This is a genomic window from Paraburkholderia suaedae (assembly GCF_040812055.1).
Lineage (GTDB): Bacteria > Pseudomonadota > Gammaproteobacteria > Burkholderiales > Burkholderiaceae > Paraburkholderia.
Genome location: NZ_JBFOAH010000022.1, coordinates 43,860 through 66,631, shown reverse-complemented (window position 1 = coordinate 66,631; position 22,772 = coordinate 43,860). Strand labels below are relative to the sequence as shown.

Sequence of the window (22,772 nt, the reverse complement as noted above, 5' to 3'; positions counted from 1 at the left end):
AGATCGAATGCATCGCCGAGTGGCGTCAACGGGGTGACTGCTGTCGGACGCGCTCCGTTGCCGATTGCACGTCCTGAAGCAGGGTGAGGATCTGTTCGGGCCTGGCGGGTTTGACGAGGTGGTGATCGAAACCGGCTTCGAGGGTTCGCTTGCGATCGTCCGGTTGGCCGTAGCCGGTCAGTGCGATGAGGCAAGGGCATTGCGCCGCGCCGGTTTGCTGAAGCCGCCGCGCGACCTCGTAGCCGGTCATGTCCGGCAGGCCGATATCGAGAATCACGGCCTCAGGGTGAAATTCGCGCGCCATGTCGAGCGCTTTGCCACCGGTGTCGGCGATGCGGACTTCGTGCTGATCGAGGATCATGGCGAGCGACAGCGCTGCATCGCTATTGTCGTCCACCACCAGAATACGAAGCGGCCTGCCGGCACTGCCAGTACGCGGTGCCGCCTGCTCGATGGCAACATGCGCGGCATCGCAAAGCGGCAGCCGGACCGTGAAGCAGCACCCTTTTCCCGGGCCGTCGCTGGTTGCAACGATCGAGCCGTCATGCATCGTGACGAGCGAGCGCGCAATCGACAGGCCAATGCCAAGTCCGGCCTTAGCGCTGTGCTCAGCCGGCGCCTGGGCGAAGATTTCGAACAGCAAGGGCAGGGCGTCCGGCTCCACACCCATGCCGTTGTCCACCACGGAGACTGTGACCCACATGTCGTCGCCCGTGACATGCAGCCTGATATGACCGCCGTTGGGCGTGTACTTGATGGCGTTGTCCAGCAGGTTGGCTACCACTTGCGTCAACCGGGTAAGATCGCCGCGAACGAAAAGCCCCTGCGGCACCGGGTCGACGACTTCTATGCGATGGCCGCGTTGCGCTGCCGCAGGCGCGTTGATTTCTATGGCACGGTCGATGGCCATGTGGATGTCGAAGACCTCGATGCGCAGCGTGATCTTGCCGGTTGCAATGCGCGAGAGATCGAGCAGATCGTCGATCAGCCTCGATAAATGCGCCGACTGCCGCTCCAGCACGCCTTGTATCCAGTTCAGCCGTTCGGCTGAGCCACCGCTTTGCCGCAGCAGGTGTGCCGCGTTGCGAATCGGCGCAAGCGGATTTCTGAGCTCGTGCGCCAGCGTCGCGAGGAACACATCCTTCTGGCGATCGGCATCCTTCAATGCTTCCTCGGCGCGAATACGGGTGGTGACGTCGGCCATCATGGCGACCAGGACAGTGGCCGATCCCGATGTATCGGGCAGGAACGTTCCAGACACTTGCACAGTGCGTTCCTCGCGCGTGAGCACCTTGCGAATCCGGAAGACCGCACGAAAAGGCTCCATCGACCGGCTCGCCGCCTCGAAAGCGTCCTTGAGAGCTGCGGCGTCCTGCGGGTGCACCACGTCGCCGAAAAACTGCTGCTCGTTCAGCGGCCCATTTTCGAAGGGCTGCCCAGTTAGCGTGTACATGCGCTCGTTTTCCCAGACGGCAGTCTTTTCCCGAATGTTCCATTCGAAGATGCCCAGCCCCGCCGCGGCAGCCGCGATGCGCACACGCAGTTGGCTGCTTTCATGCGCCGCTGCGGCGCGGTCGCGCTCTTTCAAAGCGTCGCGCAGCCGGCGATCCTGCTGCGTTTGTAACTGGCGGATAGCACCGTGAATGACCCGGCTGAAGAACCGCTCGACTGTCTCATGCACGGCAGTCTGCGTGGCACGCAGCGACGTGTCCAGATAGAACTCGCGGATGCACGTGTGCACGCATTGTTGCAGCAGGTCGAATTCCAGGTAGAGCTCATCGGGCCGGTAACCCTGGCGCCAGCGTTCCAGCGCGTGGTCCCGCGCATCGCGGTCGGCGCGCGTGTTAGCACTGTCCGAACCGGCGCGAAGCATTGCACAAAGTTCGTCGAAGAGGTGGGGCAGCTGGTTGACGAGTTGGCGTGTACCTTCGCGGCCGGATGGAGCAATGTCCATCTGTTCCCGGACTGCGCGAAGCCATCGGCGCGTCACGAGAAAGCGTCGGCGCAGCAGGTAGTCGACGACGTCGGGCGAATGGTCTGGCGAGGTGTTCATGCTTGTCTTGGTCCGGATCGCCTGGCGCGTTGACAGCGGAGTGCCGCTCCGTTGACGATGCTGCCGTTCGCACCGTGATCGGCAGCTTACCGGCGCGGTGTACCCGGCAATAGTCAGGAGATGATTGCTTGCTGATAGAAGGTTATACGAAGTCACCGCAAACACAGGTGGCAGTGCAGCAATTGACCTCTGCCGATGGCAGGTCGTTTTGGACTGTACGGGGTCAACGAGTGCGCGAATCGCCGGCCCGGCCGTGTTGTCGATAGCCGCTGCGGAAACTTTCGAGCGGGTCAGTCTGTATATACAAGCGCGCGCATGAGTCGGTACATTCCCGTTGAGGGCGCAGTTCGGCCACGAAGCCGACGCAAACCGAACGGCCCGGCCGTCCGCCCGGCGCACACCGGCCCTTGTTGTCGACCTCGTCTAGGTGTTTGCCCGCAACCTTGCGATAATTCCTTGATGGACTAAAGAACACGGGTATCGTCAAGATCTTGTATATACAACCGGACAACGCGTCAGATGCCGGGTCCCTGGAGACCTCGCCGGTTGGCGCGCTCGCGGTTTGTTCTCGCGAATTGGATGAGAGTCCCAGTCCCAGTTTCTTTGGAGAGCCAATGTCTTTAGGCGATTATCTGCAGGGTGCCTGTGTGTGGAATGGTGTCGCAATGCAGACGAACCCTCGATGGGTCAAAGTGTTTCCTCCGGCCGTGCTGGACGAGATCGATGTCGCTGTCGACAAGCTGGGAGATACGGACTGGACCAAAGTCAATTGCGATAACTTCCCGCTGCCAAGCGCCAGGGCATTCTTCGACGACGTACGCGAAGAACTGGAGAACGGTTCGCGAGCCAGACTGCCGCGTCCCGTTCGCTGGGTTTGTCCCACTTCCAGACACTGCGTTCCGTCATCGTGCCGCAGGGGACTCGACAGATTATTCCTCCGGTGCTCAATTCCTTTATCTCTTTGCAGAAGGTACTGCGTTAGTTTCGGTGGTCGGGGTGATCGATTCGTTCAACCAATCAATGTTGATTGCATCTAATCTGCGGAGCATCCGCGAAGCCAAACGTATCTAGCGGATATCCGCGTTCGATAGGTTCGACTTTCACATGCGCCGACAGGGACCGTCTGATAAAGGCCGATTCAACGACTGGCGCTTGATGTAGGAGCGTCGACGGCCCGACGGACATCTCCTTGCACAGCGCGCAAAACGAACGGATTGACGCCACGCGCACGGGGCGCATCGGGATGCCTGTTCGGATATACAAAATCTTACAACCGGAGTCGTCGTCATCCGCCGCGCCGCTTTTTCCCCCAGTTTCTCCGGACTGGATCGCGGCTCAGCAGAGCGGCTTCCGCTGCATACCTCGGCACCGTTGAAACGGGAAAGGCCGACGGAAACGGCAGTGTCCACCACCCCCCCGCCGAACGATCTCGCGCCCCCCCCCCTGACAGGGGGCTTTATTCCGTCTTAATAATTCTTATCCTTTCCTCGTACAGTCACAGGGTGCTATCGAAAGGTACATTACGAGTTGCTGAGCCCGTAAGCATAAGGAGAGCCGGGAGTTCGTTCCCTCGCAACAGGTCGGCCGCCTATGCGGCCGCGCCACCAAAAAGGCCAATGGCTTGACCGGCGATGCGGGCGATCTACCCACTTGTAACGTGCGCGCTCGAAGACCTGGACTCAACCCTTAAGACGGCATTCGAATTGGGATATCGCATTTAGGAACACTAACTAAAAAGTCGCTTACACGCGGCACTTGTGACTTTGCCTAGCGAGTTAACTGGCTCCTGAATCCTTACGGAAAGAGAGCCAGTCTATCGAAAACCCGAGGCCAGGTAGGGCGATCCAGTAGGACAAAAGTCCGATACCTGTTTCGGAGACCTTATTGAGCGATCTGCGGAGCCAATCATGAAGCCGTCGATTCTGTGCCGAGCGTTCGTTGCAGAGCGCGACAGTCACCGTCACGACGGCGATCGCCGTCCGTTGGCAGCAGGCCGACGGTGCCCGCGCCGAGCTCACCGATTCCGGGCCGACCATCGGGGACGAACTGCACGCTGGGCGGCGTACATATAGGTTGTGATGTCACACCTACGACGACGGAGGCGGGAATGAGCACGATTAGCGAAAAGCATCAGATGTTCATGTCGCAGGTGCATGCGGCGAAGCTACCCGAACCCGAGTTTGAATATGTGCTGGCGCTCAGTATGAGAAAGCCGGCCGGCGAAGTGCGCTTCGACTTCGCGTGGCCGGATCAGAAGATCGCGGTGCAGTTGGACCGGGATAGCCAGAGAATCTACGAGCAGGCAGTACGTTACGTCGCGCAGGAACAGGGATGGCGCGTCTGGTACGTCAGCGGCGAAATGGTCCTTTGTGGTGCCGCCATTACCGCGGTCCTCGCGGGGCTTGCGAATGAAATTGCGTCGCGTGATCGCCAGTCGACATCGTGAATTTTTGCCCAGGAACTCGCGGCAAGCACGTCGCGCGCTTTACCGGTTCACAGTTCTGGCTCCGCCCCTGACGGTGCGCAGCCTCACTGGAGGCAGGTCATGGAGAAAGCGGCAAAAAGACAGCTCGAGGTCAGGGGCCAATGGCGCGCTCTATGCGTGCAACTGGAATGGCGCTGCTCGGCCTGCCATCGCCAGCCGCCCTACGAAGACAAGGACGTCTTTATCGTAACGGGCAAATGCAATGACTGTTTCGCGCAGGAGTACAAAGGCGCGAGAGGGGCGCCGCGATGAGATCGACGCAAGCGGATTGGTCCTTCTGAAGTACCAACTATTAAGGAGTCCGGGCGAAATGATGAAGTGCATGATCGAACTGAGCGAAACAGAGAGGCATACCTTGCAGGAAATGTCGGTGAATCATCGACATCGAGACATCCGCACGCGTGCGGCAGGACTCCTGCGGCTGGCCAACGGATTGAGTGCTCCGAAGGCGGCTGACGCGCTGGATGTCAGCGCGCAGTCGATCTACAACTGGTGTCGACTATGGAAGGATCAAGGCTTGTGTGGTCTGCTTTCCGGCCATGGTGGCGGTCGTCCTCGTGCGTTGTCCGAATCGATGCTGGCCACGGCAACGGAGGTTGCCCGCATGCAGTCCATGACGCTCGGACAAATTGCGAAGCGCATCGAAGCCGTGCATGGCGAGCCTATGCCGTGCGCGCTGGAAACCCTGTCGGTCGCCCTGCGCAGAGAAGGCTTCTGCTTCAAGCGCAACCGGTTTTCCCTAAAAAGACGCGCTTGACGACGACCTCGGCATGAAATCAGCCACTCTTGAGTACTGCAATTAGCCGCGTGCGCCGACGCAGTCCGCCTTGCTCGTCTTCCCGTTCCAAGCGACGCGAGAGGCTTTGGCGTAGGTCGGAACCGTCCGTACAAAGAGTAAGGTGGTCATCAAGATCCGATAAACCAGGTAAGTCTGTGCGTTTCCAGCAGACGTAGCAGATTCGACCGACGTAGAATCAGCGCCCCCAAGGACTCCCTCACCCCGATCCGCTTTTGTTATCGCCGTCTCTAATACTCGAATTGTTGACGCATCGCGCCGCCCGTATATTTGCACAAAGATCCGCACGGACAGCAGCGCAACGACAACAATCGGCATGCCCCAAAGGGCGGCCCACAGGAGCACAGCGATGAATAAACTCGATCTGGAGGGGCGCGTCGTCGCCATTACCGGCGGCGCGCGTGGCATCGGCTACGCGGTCGCGCAGCGGGCGCTGAACTCGGGTGCGTCGGTTGCGTTGTGGGACGTCGACGGCCAACGCCTCGCGCGCAGCCGGAGCGAACTCGGCGAACTGGGCAAGGTCACCGCGATCACCGTCGAGTTGACCGAGGAAGCCGCTGTCGCCCAGGCCGTGGCGCAAACCGTTGCCGAACACGGCGCGCTGGACGTGCTGATCAATTGCGCGGGCATCACCGGCGGCAATGGCGCGACATGGGAACTGCAGCCGGACGTGTGGCGCCGCGTGATCGACGTGAACCTGATCGGCCCGTATCTCACCTGTCGCGCGGTCGTGCCGCAAATGCTCAAGCAGGGCTACGGACGAATCGTCAATATCGCCTCGGTCGCCGGCAAAGAAGGCAACCCGAATGCATCGCACTACAGTGCGTCGAAGGCGGGTCTGATCGGCTTGACCAAGTCGCTCGGCAAGGAACTGGCGACGAAGAACATTCTGGTCAACGCGGTCACGCCGGCCGCAGCCAAAACCGAAATCTTCGATTCGATGTCGCAACAGCACATCGATTACATGCTCTCGAAGATTCCGATGAACCGCTTCCTGCTGCCCGAAGAAGCGGCGTCGCTGATCCTGTGGCTGTCGTCCGAGGATTGCGCGTTCAGCACCGGTTCGGTGTTCGATCTCTCAGGCGGTCGCGCGACTTACTGAACGCCTGATGCGATCCGTGCGGTACCCAGGCAAACACCTTCACAACACCGCGGCACACGAGCGCAGAGGTGCCGCGCGCTGTCGGCAGCACGTTCGACGCGGCCCTAACGGAGCTCCTTTCATGGCCATGCCTACTATCCGGCACGTGCGTGCCTTCATCGTTCGCGGCGGCGGCGCGGATTATCACGATCAGCCCGACGGACACTGGATCGACGATCACGTCGCCACCCCGATGGCGCGCTATCCGGAGTATCGCCAGAGCCGCCAGTCGTTCGGCATCAACGTGCTCGGCACGCTGGTCGTGGAGATCGAAGCGAGCGACGGCACCGTCGGCTTCGCAGTGACCACGGGCGGCGAAATCGGCGCGTTCATCGTCGAGAAACATCTCGCGCGCTTTCTCGAAGGGCAGTGCGTCACCGACATCGAAAAAATGTGGGATCAGATGTACTTCGCGACGCTGTACTACGGACGCAAAGGCGTCGTGCTTAACACGATCTCGGGTGTCGACCTCGCGCTGTGGGATCTGCTCGCGAAAGTGCGCGAGGAGCCGGTGTACCAGTTACTCGGCGGCCCGGTGCGCGATGAACTGGTGTTTTATGCGACCGGCGCGCGGCCCGATCTCGCCAAAGAGATGGGCTTCATCGGCGGCAAGCTGCCGTTGCTGCATGGTCCCGCGGAAGGCGAAGCGGGCTTGCGGCAGAACCTGGCGAAGCTCGCTGAGATGCGCGGGCGCGTGGGTGACGAGTTCTGGCTGATGTACGACTGCTGGATGAGCCTCGATGTATCGTACGCGACGCGGCTCGCACAAGGGGCGCACGAATACGGGCTGAAATGGATCGAAGAATGCCTGTCGCCCGACGACTACTGGGGTTACGCCGAACTGCGCCGCAATGTCCCACGCGGCATGATGGTGTCCACCGGTGAGCACGAGGCGACGCGCTGGGGTTTTCGCATGCTGCTCGAAATGCAATGCTGCGATCTGATCCAGCCCGACGTGGGCTGGTGCGGCGGCATGACGGAGCTCATCAAGATTTCCGCGCTCGCCGATGCACACAATGTGATGGTGGTGCCGCATGGGTCGTCGGTGTATAGCTATCACTTCGTCCTGACGCGGCACAACTCGCCGTTCTCCGAGTTCCTGATGATGGCGCCCAAGGCCGACGAAGTCGTGCCGATGTTCACGCCGCTTCTGCTCGATGAGCCCGTGCCGGTCAACGGACGCATGAAGGTGCCCGACACGCCGGGTTTCGGGGTGCGGTTGAATCCGGAGTGCGCGTTGGTGCGACCGTATCCGCGTTGATCGGATCGATGACCCAGCAAAGGAGAAGATGACGTGCTGCTCAAGGACAAGGTCGTAATCGTCACAGGCGGCTCGCGCGGTATCGGCCGTGCGATAGCCGTAGCCTGCGCCGCCGAAGGCGCGAACGTGGCGATCAACTACTGGGGCGATAACGACGCATCGTATGGACGCCGCTCCGCTGTCGACGAAGTCGTCGGCGAAATCGAAGCGCTCGGGCGGCGCGCCATCGCAGTGGAAGGCAACGTCGCGGCACGCGACACGGGACAGGAACTCGTGCGCCGCACCGTCGAAGCGTTCGGCAAAGTCGACGTGCTCGCCAGCAACGCCGGCATCTGTCCGTTCCACGCGTTCCTCGACATGCCGCCGGACGTGTTCGAGTCGACGGTGGCGGTCAACCTGAACGGTGCGTTCTACGTCACGCAAGCCGCCGCGCAGCAGATGAAGCAGCAGGGCACGGGCGGTGCGATCGTCGCCACGAGTTCGATCAGCGCATTGGTGGGCGGCGGCATGCAGACACACTACACGCCGACCAAGGCTGGCGTGCATTCGCTGATGCAGTCGTGCGCGATCGCATTGGGGCCGTACGGGATTCGCTGCAATTCGGTGATGCCCGGCACGATTGCGACGGATCTGAACGCACGAGACCTCGCCGACGAAACGAAGAAAGCTTACTTCGAGAAGCGCATTCCGCTTGGCCGCCTGGGCCGTCCGGAAGACGTTGCGGACTGCGTGGTGTTCCTCGCGTCGGAGCGCGCGCGCTATGTGACAGGCGCCGCGTTGCTGGTGGACGGCGGCCTGTTCGTCAATCTGCAATAACGCGCGATGCCGAGGCCGATGTCAATTCACCGGAGCCTGCGCGACGAGCGTATCGGGCGCGGGCGAAGCGCCGGGCACGGCGTCGTCTCGCGCGAGTTTGCGCGAAAACCCGCGCAGCAACTCGATGAAACGCAGCGCGGGTTGCGCGAGCCCCTCCTGCTTGCGCGTGAGAATGCCAAAGCCGGACAGGCTCTTGCCGATCTCGAGCGGCAACGCGACCAGCAGCTTGCCGCGCACGTGATCGCGCACCACCGACTCCGGCAGCATCGCGACCGCATCGTAGTTCTCCAGCAATTGCAGCGTCGCGAAGATCGACGCGCATTCGGTGAGGTTTACCGGCGTCGCGAGTCCCTCGCGCGCCAGCTCTTCCTCGAACAGCACGCGCGCGGGACTCGTGATGGGTTGCGCGACCCACGGCCAGTCGATCAGCTCGGGCAACGTAATGCGGGCTCGCTGCGCGAGCGGATGCACCGAGCGCACAACCAGCAGCAGGGTCTCGCGCGCGAGCGGTTCGAAACTGAAGTCATTGTGTTGCAGCGGACTCGTCAGGCGGCCGAGCGCCAGATCCACTTCGCGGCGGTGCAACAACTGGACGACCTGGTCACTGGTTTCCCCCAGGATGCGCACGTTGAGCAACGGGCTTTCGGTTTTCAGCGCGGCCACCGACATGGCCAGCAAGTCGGGTGCGGCGCCCATGATCGCGCCCACGGTCAGTTGCCCGTGACCGCCGCGTCGTTTGACGTCGAGGTCTTCGGCGAAGCGTGTCAGCTCGGCGAGCGCGCGCCGCGCGTAGGCCAGCGTGACGACGCCGAGCGGTGTGGGCGCCATACCGCGCGCGTTGCGCTCGAACAGCAGGAAGCCGAACGCTTCTTCGATGTCGCCGAGCATGCGGCTCGCGCTTGGCTGCGCGACGTTGACGGCTTCGGCGGCGTGATGGAGATTGCGCGTGTCGTCGAGCGCGACGAGCAGCGCAAGATGCTTGAACTTGAGCCGGTTGACGAGTGCGACGGCGGCAGCGTGTTGGCTCATGGCTCGGATGCGATTCGGTTTGTGGATCGCCCAATCCCAACAACGGATTGAGATGCTATCGACGCAGGAATTATAGTCGCATCAGAACGCTTCCACGCTGTGCGAGGGAAGCGCCGCAATACGACGGGAGACAGACCGCAATGGAGACAATCGCTTTGCGCATGGTGCTCAACCCCGGGATGCGCGAGGAATACGAACGACGTCACGCGAACATCTGGCCCGAACTGGTCGATGCCTTGCATAACGCGGGTGTGCGGGAGTACCGGATTTTCTTCGACCCGGAGTCAAACTATCTTTTCGCCGTGCTGACGCGGACCCGGCATCACACGATGGACCAGTTGCCGCAAGTCGACGTGATGCGCAAATGGTGGGATTACATGGCCGACATCATGCAGACCGCGCCGGATCATACGCCGCTTCAGCAAGCGCTCGAAGCGGTCTTTCATTTGAACTCGATGAGTTGACGGTTGGCCGCGTGATCGCGCGCGCTGACCTCGTAGTGGCCCCTCGTCGTGACCTTCATTGGACGGAGTGTGCTGCATGCAGGTTGTCGATTCGCATATTCATCTGTGGGATCTGAAGACGCATCGGTATCCGTGGCTGGACAATCCGGGCGTGTCGTTCGTGGGCGACGCGCGCGACCTGAAGCATGACTACCTGCTCGACGATCTGCTGCGCGAAGCCGGCGGCATCGACGTGCTGAAACTGGTGCACGTCGAAGCAAATCACGATCCCGCCGATCCCGTCGAAGAAACACGCTGGCTGCAGTCGATTGCAGAGCGCCAGGATTCGCGCGGCATGCCGAACGCGATCGTCGCCGCCGTCGATTTGTCCGCGGCGAGCGCGCCCGCCGTGCTCGAAGCGCACGCGTCGTTCCGCAATACGCGGGGCGTTCGCCAGATCCTCAACGTGCACGAGAACAAGCTGTTCGACTACGTTGGCCGGCATTTCATGCGCGAGCCGCAATGGCGCGAACACTTCGCGCTGCTGCGCCGTTACGACATGTCGTTCGATCTGCAACTGTACCCGTCACAGATGGAAGAAGCCGCCGCGCTCGCGCGCGCTCACGGCGACACGCAGTTCATCGTCAACCATGCGGGGATGTTCGTGGACCGCAGCAGCGTCGGCGGTTATCGTGCATGGCGCGACGGGATGCGCCTGCTTGCCGGTTGCAGGAACGTCGCGGTGAAGATCAGCGGACTCGCGATGTTCGATCATCGCTGGAGCGTCGAAAGCCTGCGGCCTTACGTGCTCGAAACGATCGATGCGTTCGGCGTCGAGCGCGCGATGTTCGCATCGAACTTTCCGGTGGACCGGCTGTTTGGCTCCTATGCGGACCTGTGGCGAGCGTATGGGTCGATTGTCGAGGGCGCGAGCGTCCCCGAAAAAGACGCGATGTTTCGCCGTAACGCAGAACGCTTCTATCGCATTTGAGGCGTCCGAGGCGTCTTGAGCCGCCGACCCAGCCGCGAACGCGGACACGGATACACAAAAAGCAGGAGACAGGCAGTGCAGCAATCCAGATCCGCCATGCCGAGGCTCGAACTGCGGCACGCGAGTAAATCATTCGGGCGCGTGCGTGCGCTCTCCGACGGCGTTCTCGCGCTATGGCCAGGCGAAGTGCACGCGCTGCTCGGCGAAAACGGCGCGGGCAAGTCGACGCTCGTGAAGATTCTTGCCGGCGTGCATCAGCCCGATGCCGGCGAACTGCGGGTGGATGGCGTGCCCCGCCGATTCGCGACGCCCGCCGAAGCGCGCGACGCCGGGCTCGCGGTCATCTATCAGGAACCCACACTGTTCTTCGATCTGTCGATCGCGGAAAACATCTTCATGGGGCGGCAGCCGGTCGACCGCATCGGCCGCATTCAATACGACACGATGCGCCGCGAAGTGGACGGCCTGCTGGCTTCGCTCGGCGTCGATCTGCGTGCGGATCGACTCGTGCGCGGTTTGTCGATCGCCGATCAGCAGGTGATCGAAATCGCCAAGGCGCTGTCGCTGAACGCCAACGTGCTGATCATGGACGAGCCGACCGCCGCGTTGTCGCTGACGGAAGTGGAGCGGCTTTTCGCGATCGTGCGCAAACTGCGCGAGCGCGACGTCGCGATCCTGTTCATTACCCACCGGCTCGACGAAGTGTTCGCGCTGACGCAACGCGTGACCATCATGCGCGATGGCGCCAAAGTGTTCGACGCACTGACCGCCGATCTCACCACCGAGGCGATCGTCGCGAAGATGGTCGGCCGCGATCTGGAAACGTTCTATCCGAAGGCCGATCGTCCGCCAGGGGAAGTGCGGCTCTCGGTGCGCGGCCTCACGCGCGTGGGCGTGTTCAAAGATATTTCGTTCGACGTGCGCGCTGGCGAAATCGTCGCGCTGGCCGGCCTCGTCGGCGCGGGACGCAGTGAAGTCGCGCGCGCGATCTTCGGCATCGATCCGCTCGATGCGGGCGAAGTCTGGCTCGCCGGCGAGCGTCTGACAGTGGGCCGGCCCGCAGCGGCAGTGCGCGCCGGCCTCGCGCTGGTGCCGGAAGACCGGCGTCAGCAGGGGCTCGCGCTGGAGCTGAGCATCGCCCGCAATGCATCCATGACCGTGCTCGGACGGCTCGTCAAACACGGCCTGATCTCTGCGCGCAGCGAGGCTGAACTCGCGAGCGTTTGGGGCGCACGGCTGCGCCTGAAAGCCGACGATCCGAATGCACCGGTCGGCACCTTGTCGGGCGGCAACCAGCAGAAGGTGGTGCTCGGCAAGTGGCTCGCCACCGGCCCGAAGGTGCTGATCATCGACGAACCGACGCGCGGCATCGACGTCGGCGCGAAGGCCGAGGTGTATCGCGCGCTGGCCGAACTGGTCAGCGAAGGCATGGCCGTGCTGATGATTTCGAGCGACTTGCCGGAAGTACTCGGCATGGCCGACCGCGTGCTGGTGATGCACGAGGGGCGTATCAGCGCGGACATAGCGCGCGCCGACGCCGACGAGGAGCGCATCATGGCCGCTGCGCTCGGTCAACCGCTGGCACCCTTGGGACGCGCCGCATGATGCGCCATTCCCCGACTCATTCCGCGCCGGTTCAAACGCCGCTGGTCAAGCGCTCCGCCGGCACGCCGGGCGGCTTTGTCGCGAGCATTGCGAAGCGCCGCGAGACCACGCTATTCGTTGTGCTGATTTTGTTGATCGCCGGCACAGCGCTGGCAAAACCTCAGTTTCTCAACCTGCAGAATTTGCGCGACGTGCTGCTGAACGTGTCGATCATCAGCTTGCTGACGGCCGGCATGACGGTGGTCATTCTGATGCGGCATATAGATCTGTCGGTCGGCTCGACAGTCGGCGTCAGCGCTTATGCGGTCGGCAGTCTGTACGTCGCGTTTCCGCATATGCCGGTGCTCGTCGCGCTGGCGGCCGGGCTCGGCATCGGTCTCGTGGCGGGCGGCATCAACGCGCTGCTGATCGCGGTGGGACGCGTGCCGTCGCTGGTGGCCACGCTGTCCACGCTGTACATCTTTCGCGGCGCGGACTACGCGTGGGTGCACGGCGGCCAGATCAACGCGACCAGTCTGCCCGACGCGTATTCGCGGCTCGCCACCGGCACGCTGCTCGGCGTCCCGACGCTCGCGCTGATCGCGCTCGTGGTGCTGGTCGGCCTCGCGGTGTACCTCAAGCAGTTTCGCGGCGGACGCGAACACTATGCGATCGGCTCGAATCCTGAGGCGGCGCGGCTTGCCGGCGTGAATGTCGAACGGCGCGTGATGGCGGGCTTTCTGTTGTCCGGCGCGATTGCCGGTTTCGCGGGCGCGTTGTGGCTGGCGCGTTTCGGCACCGTCGACGCCAGCACCGCCAAGGGCATCGAACTGCAGGTGGTCGCCGCGGCCGTGGTCGGCAGTGTAGCGATCACGGGCGGCGTCGGCACGATACTCGGCGCCACGCTCGGCGCGCTGGTGCTCGGCGTGATCAGCATCGCGCTGGTGGTGTTGCATGTATCGCCGTTCTGGGAGCAGGCGATCCAGGGTGCGCTGATCGTCCTCGCCATTGCCGCCGATACCTTGCTGGCCCGCTCCGTCGCCAAACGCATGATGAGGAAACGCGATCATGGCTAAGCCCGATTCCGCACTGCTGACGCGCAAACGCGAAACGCCGTTGCAATGGGAAGTGTTGCTGGTGATCGTGCTCATCTTGTCGCTCGGGCTTGGACGCTGGCTGTCGCCGGTGTTTCTCACCGGTGCGAATCTGAGCAATGTGCTGGCTGATCTGACCGAGATCGCGTTGATGGCGCTGCCGATGACCTTGATCATCGTCGCGGCCGAAATCGACCTGTCGGTCGCGTCGGTGCTGGGCGCGTCGAGCGCGTTGATGGGCGTGCTGTGGCACATGGGCTTGCCGATGCCGGTCGTGATCGTCCTCGTGCTGATTGCCGGCGCGTTGGCCGGCCTGCTGAACGGACTCGTGATCGTCAAGCTCAACCTGCCCTCGCTTGCGGTGACGATCGGTACGCTCGCGCTGTTTCGCGGGCTCGCGTATGTGCTGCTGGGCGATCAGGCGGTGGCGGATTTTCCGCCGGCGTACACGGCGTTCGGCATGAACACGCTCGGCGCGAGTTTCATTCCGCTGCCCTTCGTGATCGTCATCGTCGGCGCGCTGGTGTTCACCGTGCTGCTGCAGTCCACCGCGTTTGGCCGCAGCCTGTACGCGATCGGCGCAAATCCGACCGCGGCGGCGTTCTCCGGCATCGAAGTGGCCAGGCTTAGACTGCGCCTGTTCGTGCTGTCCGGCGTGATGAGCGCGCTGGCGGGCGTCGTGTACACGCTGCGCTTCACCAGCGCGCGCGGCGATAACGGCGAGGGCTTCGAGTTGTCGGTGATCGCGGCAGTGCTGTTCGGCGGCGTGAGCATTTTCGGCGGACGCGGTTCGATGATTGGCGTGCTGCTGTCGCTGCTCATCATCGGCGTGCTGAAAAATGCGTTGACGCTCGACGACGTGTCCAGTGAAACGCTGACGATCGTCACCGGCGTGCTGCTTCTGGCCTCGGTGCTGATACCGAATCTGGTCGCCCGCTGGCGCGCGGCGCGCGACCGGCGCTTCATCGCGAAGTCCGCTGCTTCTCTATAACGGCATCGGAAAGTTTTCAGCGAAGAGAAAGTCCAACGACCGCTAACCCGGACACCACTACGTCCAACAACAAGGCAGGAGACACTTCATGTTCAAACCTCTTCTACGTCACACCGGCACGGCCGCGCTTGGCGCCGCGTTGCTCGCGCTCAGTTGCGCGGCGTGCGCCGCGGAGCTGAAAAGCGGCCTGAAGATCGCGTTCGTCCCCAAGCAGATCAACAACCCATATGAAGTGATCGCCGACGACGGCGGCATGGCCGCGATCAAGCAGTTCGGCGGCGTGGGCAAGGTCGTGGGACCGTCGGATGCGGGCGCATCGTCGCAGGTGCAGTACATCAACACGCTGATCACGCAGCGCCAGGATGCGATCGTGATCGCGGCCAACGACGCGAATGCGGTGGTGCCGTATCTGAAGAAAGCGATGGGGCAAGGCATCAAGGTCGTGACCTTCGACTCCGACACAGCACCCGAGGGCCGGCAGTTGTTCGTGAACCAGACGAATGCCGAAGGCATCGGCCGTGGTCAGGTGCAACTGGTGGCGAAACTGATGGGGGGAGAGGGCGAGTTCGCGGTGCTGTCCGCGACGCCCAACGCGACCAACCAGAACACGTGGATCAAGTGGATGCAGGAGGAACTGAAGAAGCCGCAGTATTCGAAGATCAAACTCGTGAAGATCGCCTACGGCAATGACGACGATCAGAAGTCGTTCGTCGAAACGCAGGGCTTGTTGCAGGCGTATCCGAATCTGAAGGCGATCGTCGCGCCGACGACGGTCGGCATTGCGGCGGCCGCGCGTTATATCTCGTCCTCGTCGAGCAAGGGCAAGGTCGCGGTGACGGGCCTGGGTACGCCGAACCAGATGCGCGCGTTCGTCAAGAACGGCACCGTCACCGCATTCCAGTTGTGGGACCCGAACCAGCTCGGCTACCTGGCGGCTTATGCGGCGGCGGCACTGTGCTCCGGCGCGATCAGCGGCAAGGAAGGCGAATCGTTCGATGCGGGCAAACTCGGCAAGCGCACGATCGGGCCGCAAGGCGAAATCATTCTCGGACCGCCCACCACGTTCGACGCGAGCAATATCGATCAATTCAACTTCTAGCGCGGCCGGCAAGCTGTCCGCGCGAGTCGGGCGGGCAGCATCGATCGCATCGCCTGTTGCATGAGGCGCGGGGACGGCAACCACCGACCACCGACCACGCGCCGGAGTTCGCCCACTAGCGGCGAATCGGGAAACGCCGCGCATAAGCGGCCGATGCCGTGCCGCTGCCCCATGTCTCGCCGTCGATCAGAACCCGCGTCACGTCCTCGCCCGGCACCGCCACGTTCATGCGCGCGGCCGCCGCGCGATACAGGTGCGTCTGGTTGATGCGCGCCGCGATTTGCGCGTAGTCCGTGCGCGCATCGATCATCCCCCAGCGCTCGAACTGCGTGAGAAACCACGCGCCTTCGCACGGATGGGGATAGGTGGCCACGCCATCGTCGAAGAACCGCACGGGGAGGATGCCCGGCGGCCTGGCCGCGGCGCCGACTCCAGGGTTGAGGTGAGCGCCGGCGTTGGCGGCGACCCCAGTGCCGAGCCCAGCGCCGAGTTCCGCGCCGAGCCTAGCGCCGACTCCAGCGCCGACTCCAGGGCTGAGATGAGCGCCGGCATTGGCGCCCACTCCCGCGCCGAGCCGCGCGCCGACCCCCGCGCCGACCCCCGCGCCGAGCCGCGCGGCAATCGCCGCTTCGTCAATCCCAATGTACTCAGGCCGCGCCAGCCAGTGCGCTATCTGCTCGCGATGTCCCGCGCCGTCCAGCCAGCGGCATGCTTCGAGCATCGTCTGCACGAGCGCGCGCGCCGCATTGGGATTCGCGTCGACGAAATCGCGCCGGCATGCGAGCACCTTCTCCGGATGGTCCGGCCACACTTCGCTCGTATAAGCGACCGTCGTGCCGACGCCTTGCGCTTCGGCAAGCGCATTCCACGGCTCACCGACACACAGCCCGTCGAGCTTGTCCTCGGCGAGCGCGGCGACCATTTGCGGCGGCGGAATCACGACGCTTTCGATATCGCGCAACGGATCGACGCCCTGCGATGCAAGCCAGTAATACAGCCACATCGCATGCGTGCCGGTGGGGAAGGTCTGCGCGAACACGGGCTTGCGGCGCAGCGTCGCCAGCGCCTTGCGGAGTGTGCCGTGTTCGGCCAGCGCGTCGGTGAGACGGTTGGAGAGCGTGACAGCCTGGCCGTTGCGGTTGAGCACCATCAGCACGGCCATGTCCGTTCGCGGACCGCCGAGTCCGAGTTGCAGGCCGTAGACGAGCCCGTACAGCGCATGCGCGGCGTCGAGATCGCCCGACAGCAGCTTGTCGCGCACGGCGGCCCATGATGGCTGGCGCCGCAGTTCGAGCGTCAGCCCATGCGCGTGGCCGAATTCGAGCAGCTTCGCGGCGATGAGCGGCGCGGCGTCCGACAGCGCGACGAAACCGAGCCGCAAATGGGTCTTTTCGAGCCGGCCGGCTGACGAAGATTCGGCGATGGAGGCGGAAGAATTCATGAGCGGCGCTTCATTGATGCGAGTCGGCCGACGCGACGAGCGCGCGCGCGACTTCGGCGAGTTTGACGCCCTGGTTCATCGCGCGTTTGCGCAGCATGGCGTAGGCGGCGTGTTCAGTGATTTTCTGCTGATCCATCAGCAGCCGTTTGGCGCGATCGATCAGCTTGCGTTCGGCAAGTTCGTTCTCGACTTGCGCGAGGCGTTCGCGCAACTGCGACTCCTGCGCAAAGCGCGCGAGCGCGACTTCGAGGATCGGCGCGATGCGCTCGGTCGCGAGGCCTTCGACCAGATAGGCGGTGACGCCCGCGTTGACCGCATCGCGGATCAACTGCTGGTTGGCGTCGTGACTGAACATCAGAACCGGACGGGGCGCGGTTGCGTTCATCACCGCGAGCTGTTCGAGCGTATCGCGCGACGGCGATTCAGTGTCGATGATGATCACGTCGGGACGCTCGTCCTGTACCGCGCGATGCAGCGCCTGCGGCGTCGTGGTGCCGGCGAGCATCTCGCAGCCGAGCAGGGCGAGAGCATCGCGCAGATCGCCGATGGGCTTGTCGGTATCGGATACGAGGAGAACACGCAGCATAGAGGGGGATTTATCGACGGCTGACTAGCACTAAAGCAACACCTATGCCAAGTTGCCGTTGCGCTGGTGACTGTGGGGCTGTCACGGGGTTACGTCTGTGGCACCGGGCGCCGGTGCACCCGCCAGGGGCACGGAGAGGCGATGCACCGAAGCGGCGCATGCGCCGCGCTGCTCAACTGGTCAGCGCCAGTCGCCGCGTCGGGCTGGAAGCGCGGCGCGTCGCACGCGGTGATGGCCCGGCTTCGCTCGCAGGGCAAGGGGCATTCGCGGCGATGCGGGAGTAGCTGTGGAAAGTGGAGGTGCGGGTGGTCGCGCACTTGCGCAGAAGTGCCGTCCGAAACGATCTCGGGGCGGTGTTCGGGCTTCGGAGGAGGCGATATTCGTCGAGCGCGGATGGAGCGCTGCGTTGAGACGGCGCAAACGGCCGCATGTATGGAAACGCCAGAAGCAGAACGCCAAGCTAGTCGGCCTACACGTGGGCTGACTGCTGCGGCCAGAACGGCTGGCCTGCGAACATGCCGCAACTCGCCGAAAGACCCCAAGGCACCGCAGACCCCTCGACGCTCGCAACGCAAGCCGAACAGCTGCGGCTCCAGTGGCGCGCCGTCTAGGCCCGACTGAACGAATCAGCGAGTCAGCCCGGAGAAGGCGCGCGAAAGGCCTTGCATGAGACTCGATCGCAAGGCTCACGCTCTGCCGCACCGCCTCGCGCGGGGGAGGCTTTGCGCTATGTGGCCGAGCGAGCCGTCAGCCCTTAGCGGCGACGGAATTGCGAATTGTTGCGAGCCCCACCGCCACCGCCGGCGCGCTCATCTTTGTGACGGAAGTTGATCCGGCCTTTGGTCAGGTCGTAGACCGACAGTTCCAGCGTCACGCGGTCGCCCGCGAGGATACGGATGTGATTCTTGCGCATGCGTCCGGACGCGTAAGCGCCAACCACGACGCCGTTGTCGAGCGTCACGCGGTAACGGCTGTCCGGAAGTACTTCGTCGACGATACCGTCAAGTTCAAGCAACTCTTCTTTCGCCATGCATAACTCCTGGTCGATGGGATCACGGGTGCTGGTCGCCGGCGAAGCCGGGCGGCGCAGCATTCAATACGGTTGACAGCGGTTTCGCACCCGCTGTGGTCGCGGCATCAGCGCAATGCGCTGATGGTACCGCTCAAAGATCGGCGACGGACTGGCCATCCACCTGGCCATCGATCAGTTGCTCGGCGTGGGCCATGCACGCAATGCGCGCCTTGCCCGTGCCGTCGAAAGGAAACAGATACTGCAAGCGGAACACCCGGCCGTCGGACGCGGGGTTCGCACCCACGCGGCAGATGCGCACCGACGCGTCGTAGCCCGCGTCCGGATTGCGGCTCGTCTGACCGTCCGCCGGGCGGCGCGGATAAACGAGCGGGTGGATTTCATAACCTTTGTACGTCTTGATAACAGATTTCATGAGGCACGTGTCCTGTATTACGTGGTCGACATGTCACGCGTGTTACGCGCGGCAAGACGGCCGGCGGCGCTGCACCCGAGGGCGCGCCGCCATGGAAAAAGTTGGCACAGGCCCGATGGCAAGGGCTTGAGCGCGGCCGCGCAAAGTCGCGGATTCGATGGAGAAGAAACACGCTGAAGTCGCGCAGGCATCGGGCGCGTAAAGCTGAATCACTCAGCAGTACAACTCGCGACGGCGAATGCATGCGGCGCATTGCCGGAGTGACGGGAGCGCCGACGGGCGGCGCTCGAACAGTCGGGGGTAGTGCGGAGATGCCGGTTTGGGACTGCCCGGTGTTGCCGATGCTACGAATGCGGGATGCAGCTATTCCAATATGATGCACTAAATGGGGCTAATTGGATAGCAAAAACTTCCGCGCGTGGGCAAATCGGCCAGCGGGCGGGCTCTTCGCGGGTTGAGCAGGCCGCTTGCTGCGCGCTTGAGAGGAGCGGCGCTGCGGGCGCCACGCGTCGCATTGCAAGGGCGCCGGGGTCGCCTCGCCTGTACAAGCGTGCTCCAGTGCGAGGTTGCGGCGACGCGCTGGTGCAGCTCGCGCGTCGCGGCGAGCGGATCGCGTGCGTCGTCCGAGCCGGCGAGCGATTCGACTCGATTCGATGTGAGGAGATGCCCTGGTTGCGGACGATCTCCGGCGCGCCTTTGTCGTCGAGCACGGCGCGAAACGCATCGAGCTTGGCCATCTGCTGCTCGGGGAAATGGTCAATTCGTTTATCGCTTGAAAAAGATCGCATCGGCAGGCGGACAAGAATGGTGGTGTGCGCGGCACGAAGCGCGTGGCGGGTTTCGAGCGGCGCCATTGGCACAATGCTCACAGCGGTCGCAAAAGTCGCGGTGGCCGGGCACGGTGGCTACAATGGCGAGTTGCGGCGTACGGCTTGTGCGGCCGCCTGCGATTTGGCTGCGCTGCGCGTGTGCGAGGCCCGCGCTGCTTCCCTCGAACACTGCGATCCCCAATGGGCAACCCAAACCTGTCTCCTGTGAAAGACCTGCTGCTGGAGCGTTACGCTCCGATTGCCGACGGTATCGCGGCGCTGCTCTATCCGTGCGCCGAAGTGGTGATTCACGACCTGCGCAGTCAGACCATCGCGTACCTCGTGAACAATCTGTCGAAGCTCGAAGTCGGCGGGCCGTCGGTGTTGGACGAAGTGCATTATGCGGCGCGCGGCCGGACCATCGGCCCGTACGAGAAGCTGAACTGGGATGGCCGGCGCATGCGCTGCGTGAGCAACATCCTGTTCGACGACGACGGCAAGCCCGCCGGCATGCTGTGCATCAACTTCAATATCGCGGTGTTCGAGGACGTGCGCTCGACGCTCGACCTGTTCATCAAGGGCGGCACGCTGACCGATGCCCCCGCGGAAGACCTGTTCCGCGACGACTGGCAGGACCGCATCAACACGTATCTGCACACGTGGCTGCGCGAGCGCCAGATGGGTGTCAATGCGCTCACGCGCGAACACAAGCGGGAAATCGTCGAGGCATTGCATGCGCAAGGCGCGTTTCGCGGCCGCAGTTCCGCGAATTACGTTGCCGCCGTGCTGACGATGGGCCGCGCCACCGTCTACAAGATTCTGAAGCAGATGAAAGAGGGTGGGTGACGCGGCGAAGCAAGCCCCTGTGAGGGCGCGCCGGACGAGCTTCGTGGCGGCCCGCATCCACGCATCGCCGCGCGAAGCGCTGCGGCTTTCAGTCATTCGACGAGGACAAACATGACGCGCTACCGGCACTACAAAGGCGGCATTTATGAACTGATGTGCGAAGCGACGCCGGAGTCCGATCCGACGATCACGATGATCGTCTAACGAGCCAGCAATGGTACGATCTGGACGCGTCCCGCTTCGGTGTTTTTCGAGCTGGTCGAGCATGAAGGCGGCAAGGTGCCGCGCTTTGCACCGCTCTGATCAGGCGCGCTGACTCATCCCAGGGCGAGCGCACTGCCGCGCAACAGAAACCGGAAATCTGAATGCGTCTATTGCTTGCCATCATTCTGCCGTGGTTACAGTTCTTCACGATCGGCCGCCCGTTTGCGGGCCTCATCTGCCTGATTTTGCAGATCACTCTGATCGGCTGGATTCCGGCCGCAATCTGGTCGGTCTATGCGCTGAGCCAGTACAACACCGACAAGAAAATCGCCCGCGCGATGGGCGGCGGGCGCTAAGCCCCGTTTCGCGACGAGCGGCGCGTGGCGCGCCGCGCCTCATCGCCGCGTGTCATCGCCGCGTATTTGAGCGCGACGGCGCGGGTGTCGGCGGCATTTCGATCGCGTCCGGCGCTTCGATCACCAGGTCGGTTTCCGCTATCGCCACGCACGGCAGGATATATCCTTCCTGTTTTTCTTCCCGGCTCAGACCCGGCCACTCGATCGTGTAACGCACACGGCCAGATGTCATTTTGCAAACGCACGTGCGGCATGTGCCATTGCGGCACGAGCGCGGCAGACGCAGATTCGCGAAGCCGGCGGCTTCGAGGATAGTCAGCGAATCGGGCGCTTCAAAGCTGTGGCCGAGCGGCTCGATGCGAACGAGCGGCGGGCGGGCTGGATCGGACATCGTGTGAATGGGTGGCTGGGTGCGCCACACTTTACACGCGATGGGCGCGGGCGGGAGTCATCGGCCGCAGGTCGTGGGCGACTGTGAGCGTTTGCCTGTTGCGTCGCCGGGAGCGAGCTGATCGGTGGCTGGAGTGGCCGAGCGGTGTCCAGGGTCCGCTGCAGTAGTGTGGAGCGCCGAACGCCGACGCGCGACAGGTGCGTTGCCCGTCGTTCGATGCCGCGGCGCACCATGCGCGCTCGCGGTCGAATAGCGATCTTACAGGACGAAGTGCGTGCCGCAACGCAGCGAAAACACCGAGCGCGCGCGGGCCGGGCGCCGCAAAAAGACGGGCAGCGCATCAGGATCGGGCAAACGGCAAGGAAAACTTGCGCCGCGCCCGAAGTCGTCTAAAGTGAATCAATTCACCTCCGCGAGTCGCGAACCGAGCGGCGCCGCAGCGGGGTGACGAGCCCGCGCCGTCAGCATTGGACAAGGAGGAGGGAGCTGCCGGCACGATCGGATGCAACCAGCACGCGCATCAACAGGCCATCCATGCGCGGCGCCAACCTTGCAGGTGAACCCATGCAGATCCTTTTCCCTAAAGAAACGCCTGAATATTCAGGTCGCGAACTCACCTTGGCGTTCCCGGCGATGGTCGATGGGCAGAGGGTGGAATGCATGATCACCGCGGAAGCGCTCGAAGATCATTTCGGCGCTGCGTCGCCGCGTCTGGAAGACATGGTCGACGCATTCGACACGCACCGGGCCCGCATCGAGGCCGCCACGCGCCGTTTATTGTCGGAAACGCGGGCGCAGTGTCTCGTGCTCAGAAGCGGCTATGTGCGATTCTACGAGGCGAACTGGCGTAACTGACTGACGGCGTGTCGTGCGCAGTAGCCGGCTCCAACGCTGATGCGTTCGGCCACGCA

Annotated in this window: 22 protein-coding genes and 1 pseudogene; 15 read left to right on the top strand and 8 right to left on the bottom strand. The window is 63.3% G+C overall.

Annotated features, from left to right (window positions below):
• Positions 1 to 25: 25 nt before the first annotated feature.
• Positions 26 to 2,053, bottom strand: coding sequence for a hybrid sensor histidine kinase/response regulator (locus ABQJ48_RS26065; RefSeq protein WP_367840847.1), 2,028 nt, complete (start codon positions 2,051 to 2,053; stop codon positions 26 to 28).
• A 2,107-nt stretch (positions 2,054 to 4,160) separates the two neighbouring features.
• On the opposite strand from ABQJ48_RS26065, the gene ABQJ48_RS26060 reads away from it, so the two are divergent.
• The 5 genes from ABQJ48_RS26060 (at position 4,161) to ABQJ48_RS26040 (ending at position 8,552) form a co-directional block, all read left to right on the top strand.
• On the top strand, positions 4,161 to 4,499 hold the full coding sequence (locus ABQJ48_RS26060; protein ID WP_367840846.1) for a hypothetical protein: 339 nt from the start codon (positions 4,161 to 4,163) through the stop codon (positions 4,497 to 4,499).
• Positions 4,500 to 4,860: 361 nt separating this feature from the next.
• Positions 4,861 to 5,295, top strand: coding sequence for a helix-turn-helix domain-containing protein (locus ABQJ48_RS26055; RefSeq protein ID WP_367840845.1), 435 nt, complete (start codon positions 4,861 to 4,863; stop codon positions 5,293 to 5,295).
• Between the two features lie 388 nt (positions 5,296 to 5,683).
• Positions 5,684 to 6,436: an SDR family NAD(P)-dependent oxidoreductase gene (locus ABQJ48_RS26050; RefSeq protein WP_367840844.1), complete on the top strand. Its 753-nt coding sequence runs from the start codon at positions 5,684 to 5,686 to the stop codon at positions 6,434 to 6,436.
• A 121-nt stretch (positions 6,437 to 6,557) separates the two neighbouring features.
• Positions 6,558 to 7,736, top strand: a complete 1,179-nt coding sequence (gene rhmD, locus ABQJ48_RS26045) for an L-rhamnonate dehydratase (protein WP_367840843.1) — start codon at positions 6,558 to 6,560, stop codon at positions 7,734 to 7,736.
• 33 nt (positions 7,737 to 7,769) lie between these two features.
• Positions 7,770 to 8,552 carry an L-rhamnose 1-dehydrogenase Lra1 gene (locus ABQJ48_RS26040; RefSeq protein ID WP_367840842.1) on the top strand — a complete coding sequence of 261 codons (783 nt, stop codon included), beginning with the start codon at positions 7,770 to 7,772 and terminating at the stop codon, positions 8,550 to 8,552.
• Positions 8,553 to 8,573: 21 nt separating this feature from the next.
• On the opposite strand, the gene ABQJ48_RS26035 is transcribed toward ABQJ48_RS26040, so the two are convergent.
• On the bottom strand, positions 8,574 to 9,581 hold the full coding sequence (locus ABQJ48_RS26035) for a LysR family transcriptional regulator (RefSeq protein WP_367840841.1): 1,008 nt from the start codon (positions 9,579 to 9,581) through the stop codon (positions 8,574 to 8,576).
• Positions 9,582 to 9,721: 140 nt separating this feature from the next.
• Here ABQJ48_RS26035 and rhaM point away from each other — a divergent pair, with 140 nt between their 5' ends.
• The 6 genes from rhaM (at position 9,722) to rhaS (ending at position 15,783) form a co-directional block, all read left to right on the top strand.
• Positions 9,722 to 10,045: an L-rhamnose mutarotase gene (gene rhaM, locus ABQJ48_RS26030; RefSeq protein ID WP_367840840.1), complete on the top strand. Its 324-nt coding sequence runs from the start codon at positions 9,722 to 9,724 to the stop codon at positions 10,043 to 10,045.
• A gap of 76 nt (positions 10,046 to 10,121) precedes the next feature.
• Complete coding sequence (locus ABQJ48_RS26025) at positions 10,122 to 11,015, top strand: amidohydrolase family protein (RefSeq protein ID WP_367840839.1); 894 nt, start codon at positions 10,122 to 10,124, stop codon at positions 11,013 to 11,015.
• A 75-nt stretch (positions 11,016 to 11,090) separates the two neighbouring features.
• The gene (locus ABQJ48_RS26020) at positions 11,091 to 12,620 is read left to right on the top strand and encodes a sugar ABC transporter ATP-binding protein (RefSeq protein WP_367840838.1); all 1,530 of its coding nucleotides are present in this window, start codon (positions 11,091 to 11,093) and stop codon (positions 12,618 to 12,620) included.
• Entirely contained in the window at positions 12,617 to 13,675 is a 1,059-nt protein-coding gene (locus tag ABQJ48_RS26015; protein ID WP_367840837.1) for an ABC transporter permease, read from the top strand. The genes ABQJ48_RS26020 and ABQJ48_RS26015 overlap by 4 nt, the downstream gene beginning before the upstream one ends.
• Positions 13,668 to 14,684 carry an ABC transporter permease gene (locus tag ABQJ48_RS26010; RefSeq protein WP_367840836.1) on the top strand — a complete coding sequence of 339 codons (1,017 nt, stop codon included), beginning with the start codon at positions 13,668 to 13,670 and terminating at the stop codon, positions 14,682 to 14,684. The genes ABQJ48_RS26015 and ABQJ48_RS26010 overlap by 8 nt, the downstream gene beginning before the upstream one ends.
• Positions 14,685 to 14,772: 88 nt before the next feature.
• The gene (gene rhaS / locus ABQJ48_RS26005) at positions 14,773 to 15,783 is read left to right on the top strand and encodes a rhamnose ABC transporter substrate-binding protein (RefSeq protein WP_367840835.1); all 1,011 of its coding nucleotides are present in this window, start codon (positions 14,773 to 14,775) and stop codon (positions 15,781 to 15,783) included.
• A gap of 115 nt (positions 15,784 to 15,898) precedes the next feature.
• Here the strand turns inward: rhaS and ABQJ48_RS26000 are convergent, their stop codons facing one another.
• From ABQJ48_RS26000 to ABQJ48_RS25980, 5 genes are all read right to left on the bottom strand, one after another.
• A complete protein-coding gene (locus ABQJ48_RS26000) occupies positions 15,899 to 17,224 on the bottom strand; it encodes a CmpA/NrtA family ABC transporter substrate-binding protein (RefSeq protein ID WP_367840834.1) in 1,326 nt (441 codons plus the stop codon).
• A 10-nt stretch (positions 17,225 to 17,234) separates the two neighbouring features.
• A complete protein-coding gene (locus ABQJ48_RS25995; RefSeq protein WP_367840833.1) occupies positions 17,235 to 17,810 on the bottom strand; it encodes an ANTAR domain-containing response regulator in 576 nt (191 codons plus the stop codon).
• 754 nt (positions 17,811 to 18,564) lie between these two features.
• A complete protein-coding gene (infA, locus tag ABQJ48_RS25990) occupies positions 18,565 to 18,840 on the bottom strand; it encodes a translation initiation factor IF-1 (RefSeq protein ID WP_367840832.1) in 276 nt (91 codons plus the stop codon).
• 133 nt (positions 18,841 to 18,973) lie between these two features.
• Positions 18,974 to 19,255, bottom strand: coding sequence for a hypothetical protein (locus ABQJ48_RS25985; protein WP_367840831.1), 282 nt, complete (start codon positions 19,253 to 19,255; stop codon positions 18,974 to 18,976).
• 344 nt (positions 19,256 to 19,599) lie between these two features.
• Positions 19,600 to 20,109 (bottom strand): hypothetical protein, encoded by a 510-nt coding sequence (locus ABQJ48_RS25980; RefSeq protein ID WP_367840830.1) that lies wholly within the window; start codon positions 20,107 to 20,109, stop codon positions 19,600 to 19,602.
• Positions 20,110 to 20,265: 156 nt separating this feature from the next.
• Between ABQJ48_RS25980 and ABQJ48_RS25975 the strand changes: the two genes are divergently transcribed.
• From ABQJ48_RS25975 to ABQJ48_RS25965, 3 genes and pseudogenes are all read left to right on the top strand, one after another.
• Complete coding sequence (locus tag ABQJ48_RS25975; RefSeq protein WP_367840829.1) at positions 20,266 to 20,910, top strand: helix-turn-helix transcriptional regulator; 645 nt, start codon at positions 20,266 to 20,268, stop codon at positions 20,908 to 20,910.
• Between the two features lie 111 nt (positions 20,911 to 21,021).
• Positions 21,022 to 21,213 (top strand): annotated as a pseudogene (locus tag ABQJ48_RS25970) (DUF1653 domain-containing protein).
• 62 nt (positions 21,214 to 21,275) lie between these two features.
• The gene (locus tag ABQJ48_RS25965; protein WP_367840828.1) at positions 21,276 to 21,470 is read left to right on the top strand and encodes a YqaE/Pmp3 family membrane protein; all 195 of its coding nucleotides are present in this window, start codon (positions 21,276 to 21,278) and stop codon (positions 21,468 to 21,470) included.
• 52 nt (positions 21,471 to 21,522) lie between these two features.
• On the opposite strand, the gene ABQJ48_RS25960 is transcribed toward ABQJ48_RS25965, so the two are convergent.
• A complete protein-coding gene (locus ABQJ48_RS25960; protein ID WP_367840827.1) occupies positions 21,523 to 21,861 on the bottom strand; it encodes a 2Fe-2S iron-sulfur cluster-binding protein in 339 nt (112 codons plus the stop codon).
• Positions 21,862 to 22,425: 564 nt separating this feature from the next.
• On the opposite strand from ABQJ48_RS25960, the gene ABQJ48_RS25955 reads away from it, so the two are divergent.
• The gene (locus ABQJ48_RS25955; protein ID WP_367840915.1) at positions 22,426 to 22,716 is read left to right on the top strand and encodes a DUF1488 family protein; all 291 of its coding nucleotides are present in this window, start codon (positions 22,426 to 22,428) and stop codon (positions 22,714 to 22,716) included.
• Positions 22,717 to 22,772 lie beyond the last annotated feature (56 nt).

Excerpts from the sequence above, each read along its gene's own strand:
- ABQJ48_RS26065 (WP_367840847.1), bottom strand. The coding sequence starts at position 2,053 with ATGAACACCTCGCCAGACCATTCGCCCGACGTCGTCGACTACCTGCTG.
- ABQJ48_RS26060 (WP_367840846.1), top strand. The coding sequence starts at position 4,161 with ATGAGCACGATTAGCGAAAAGCATCAGATGTTCATGTCGCAGGTGCAT.
- ABQJ48_RS26055 (WP_367840845.1), top strand. The coding sequence starts at position 4,861 with ATGATCGAACTGAGCGAAACAGAGAGGCATACCTTGCAGGAAATGTCG.
- ABQJ48_RS26050 (WP_367840844.1), top strand. The coding sequence starts at position 5,684 with ATGAATAAACTCGATCTGGAGGGGCGCGTCGTCGCCATTACCGGCGGC.
- rhmD (WP_367840843.1), top strand. The coding sequence starts at position 6,558 with ATGGCCATGCCTACTATCCGGCACGTGCGTGCCTTCATCGTTCGCGGC.
- ABQJ48_RS26035 (WP_367840841.1), bottom strand. The coding sequence starts at position 9,581 with ATGAGCCAACACGCTGCCGCCGTCGCACTCGTCAACCGGCTCAAGTTC.
- rhaM (WP_367840840.1), top strand. The coding sequence starts at position 9,722 with ATGGAGACAATCGCTTTGCGCATGGTGCTCAACCCCGGGATGCGCGAG.
- ABQJ48_RS26025 (WP_367840839.1), top strand. The coding sequence starts at position 10,122 with ATGCAGGTTGTCGATTCGCATATTCATCTGTGGGATCTGAAGACGCAT.
- ABQJ48_RS26015 (WP_367840837.1), top strand. The coding sequence starts at position 12,617 with ATGATGCGCCATTCCCCGACTCATTCCGCGCCGGTTCAAACGCCGCTG.
- ABQJ48_RS26010 (WP_367840836.1), top strand. The coding sequence starts at position 13,668 with ATGGCTAAGCCCGATTCCGCACTGCTGACGCGCAAACGCGAAACGCCG.
- rhaS (WP_367840835.1), top strand. The coding sequence starts at position 14,773 with ATGTTCAAACCTCTTCTACGTCACACCGGCACGGCCGCGCTTGGCGCC.
- ABQJ48_RS26000 (WP_367840834.1), bottom strand. The coding sequence starts at position 17,224 with ATGAATTCTTCCGCCTCCATCGCCGAATCTTCGTCAGCCGGCCGGCTC.
- ABQJ48_RS25995 (WP_367840833.1), bottom strand. The coding sequence starts at position 17,810 with ATGCTGCGTGTTCTCCTCGTATCCGATACCGACAAGCCCATCGGCGAT.
- infA (WP_367840832.1), bottom strand. The coding sequence starts at position 18,840 with ATGGCGAAAGAAGAGTTGCTTGAACTTGACGGTATCGTCGACGAAGTA.
- ABQJ48_RS25985 (WP_367840831.1), bottom strand. The coding sequence starts at position 19,255 with ATGAAATCTGTTATCAAGACGTACAAAGGTTATGAAATCCACCCGCTC.
- ABQJ48_RS25980 (WP_367840830.1), bottom strand. The coding sequence starts at position 20,109 with ATGGCGCCGCTCGAAACCCGCCACGCGCTTCGTGCCGCGCACACCACC.
- ABQJ48_RS25975 (WP_367840829.1), top strand. The coding sequence starts at position 20,266 with ATGGGCAACCCAAACCTGTCTCCTGTGAAAGACCTGCTGCTGGAGCGT.
- ABQJ48_RS25965 (WP_367840828.1), top strand. The coding sequence starts at position 21,276 with ATGCGTCTATTGCTTGCCATCATTCTGCCGTGGTTACAGTTCTTCACG.
- ABQJ48_RS25960 (WP_367840827.1), bottom strand. The coding sequence starts at position 21,861 with ATGTCCGATCCAGCCCGCCCGCCGCTCGTTCGCATCGAGCCGCTCGGC.
- ABQJ48_RS25955 (WP_367840915.1), top strand. The coding sequence starts at position 22,426 with ATGCAGATCCTTTTCCCTAAAGAAACGCCTGAATATTCAGGTCGCGAA.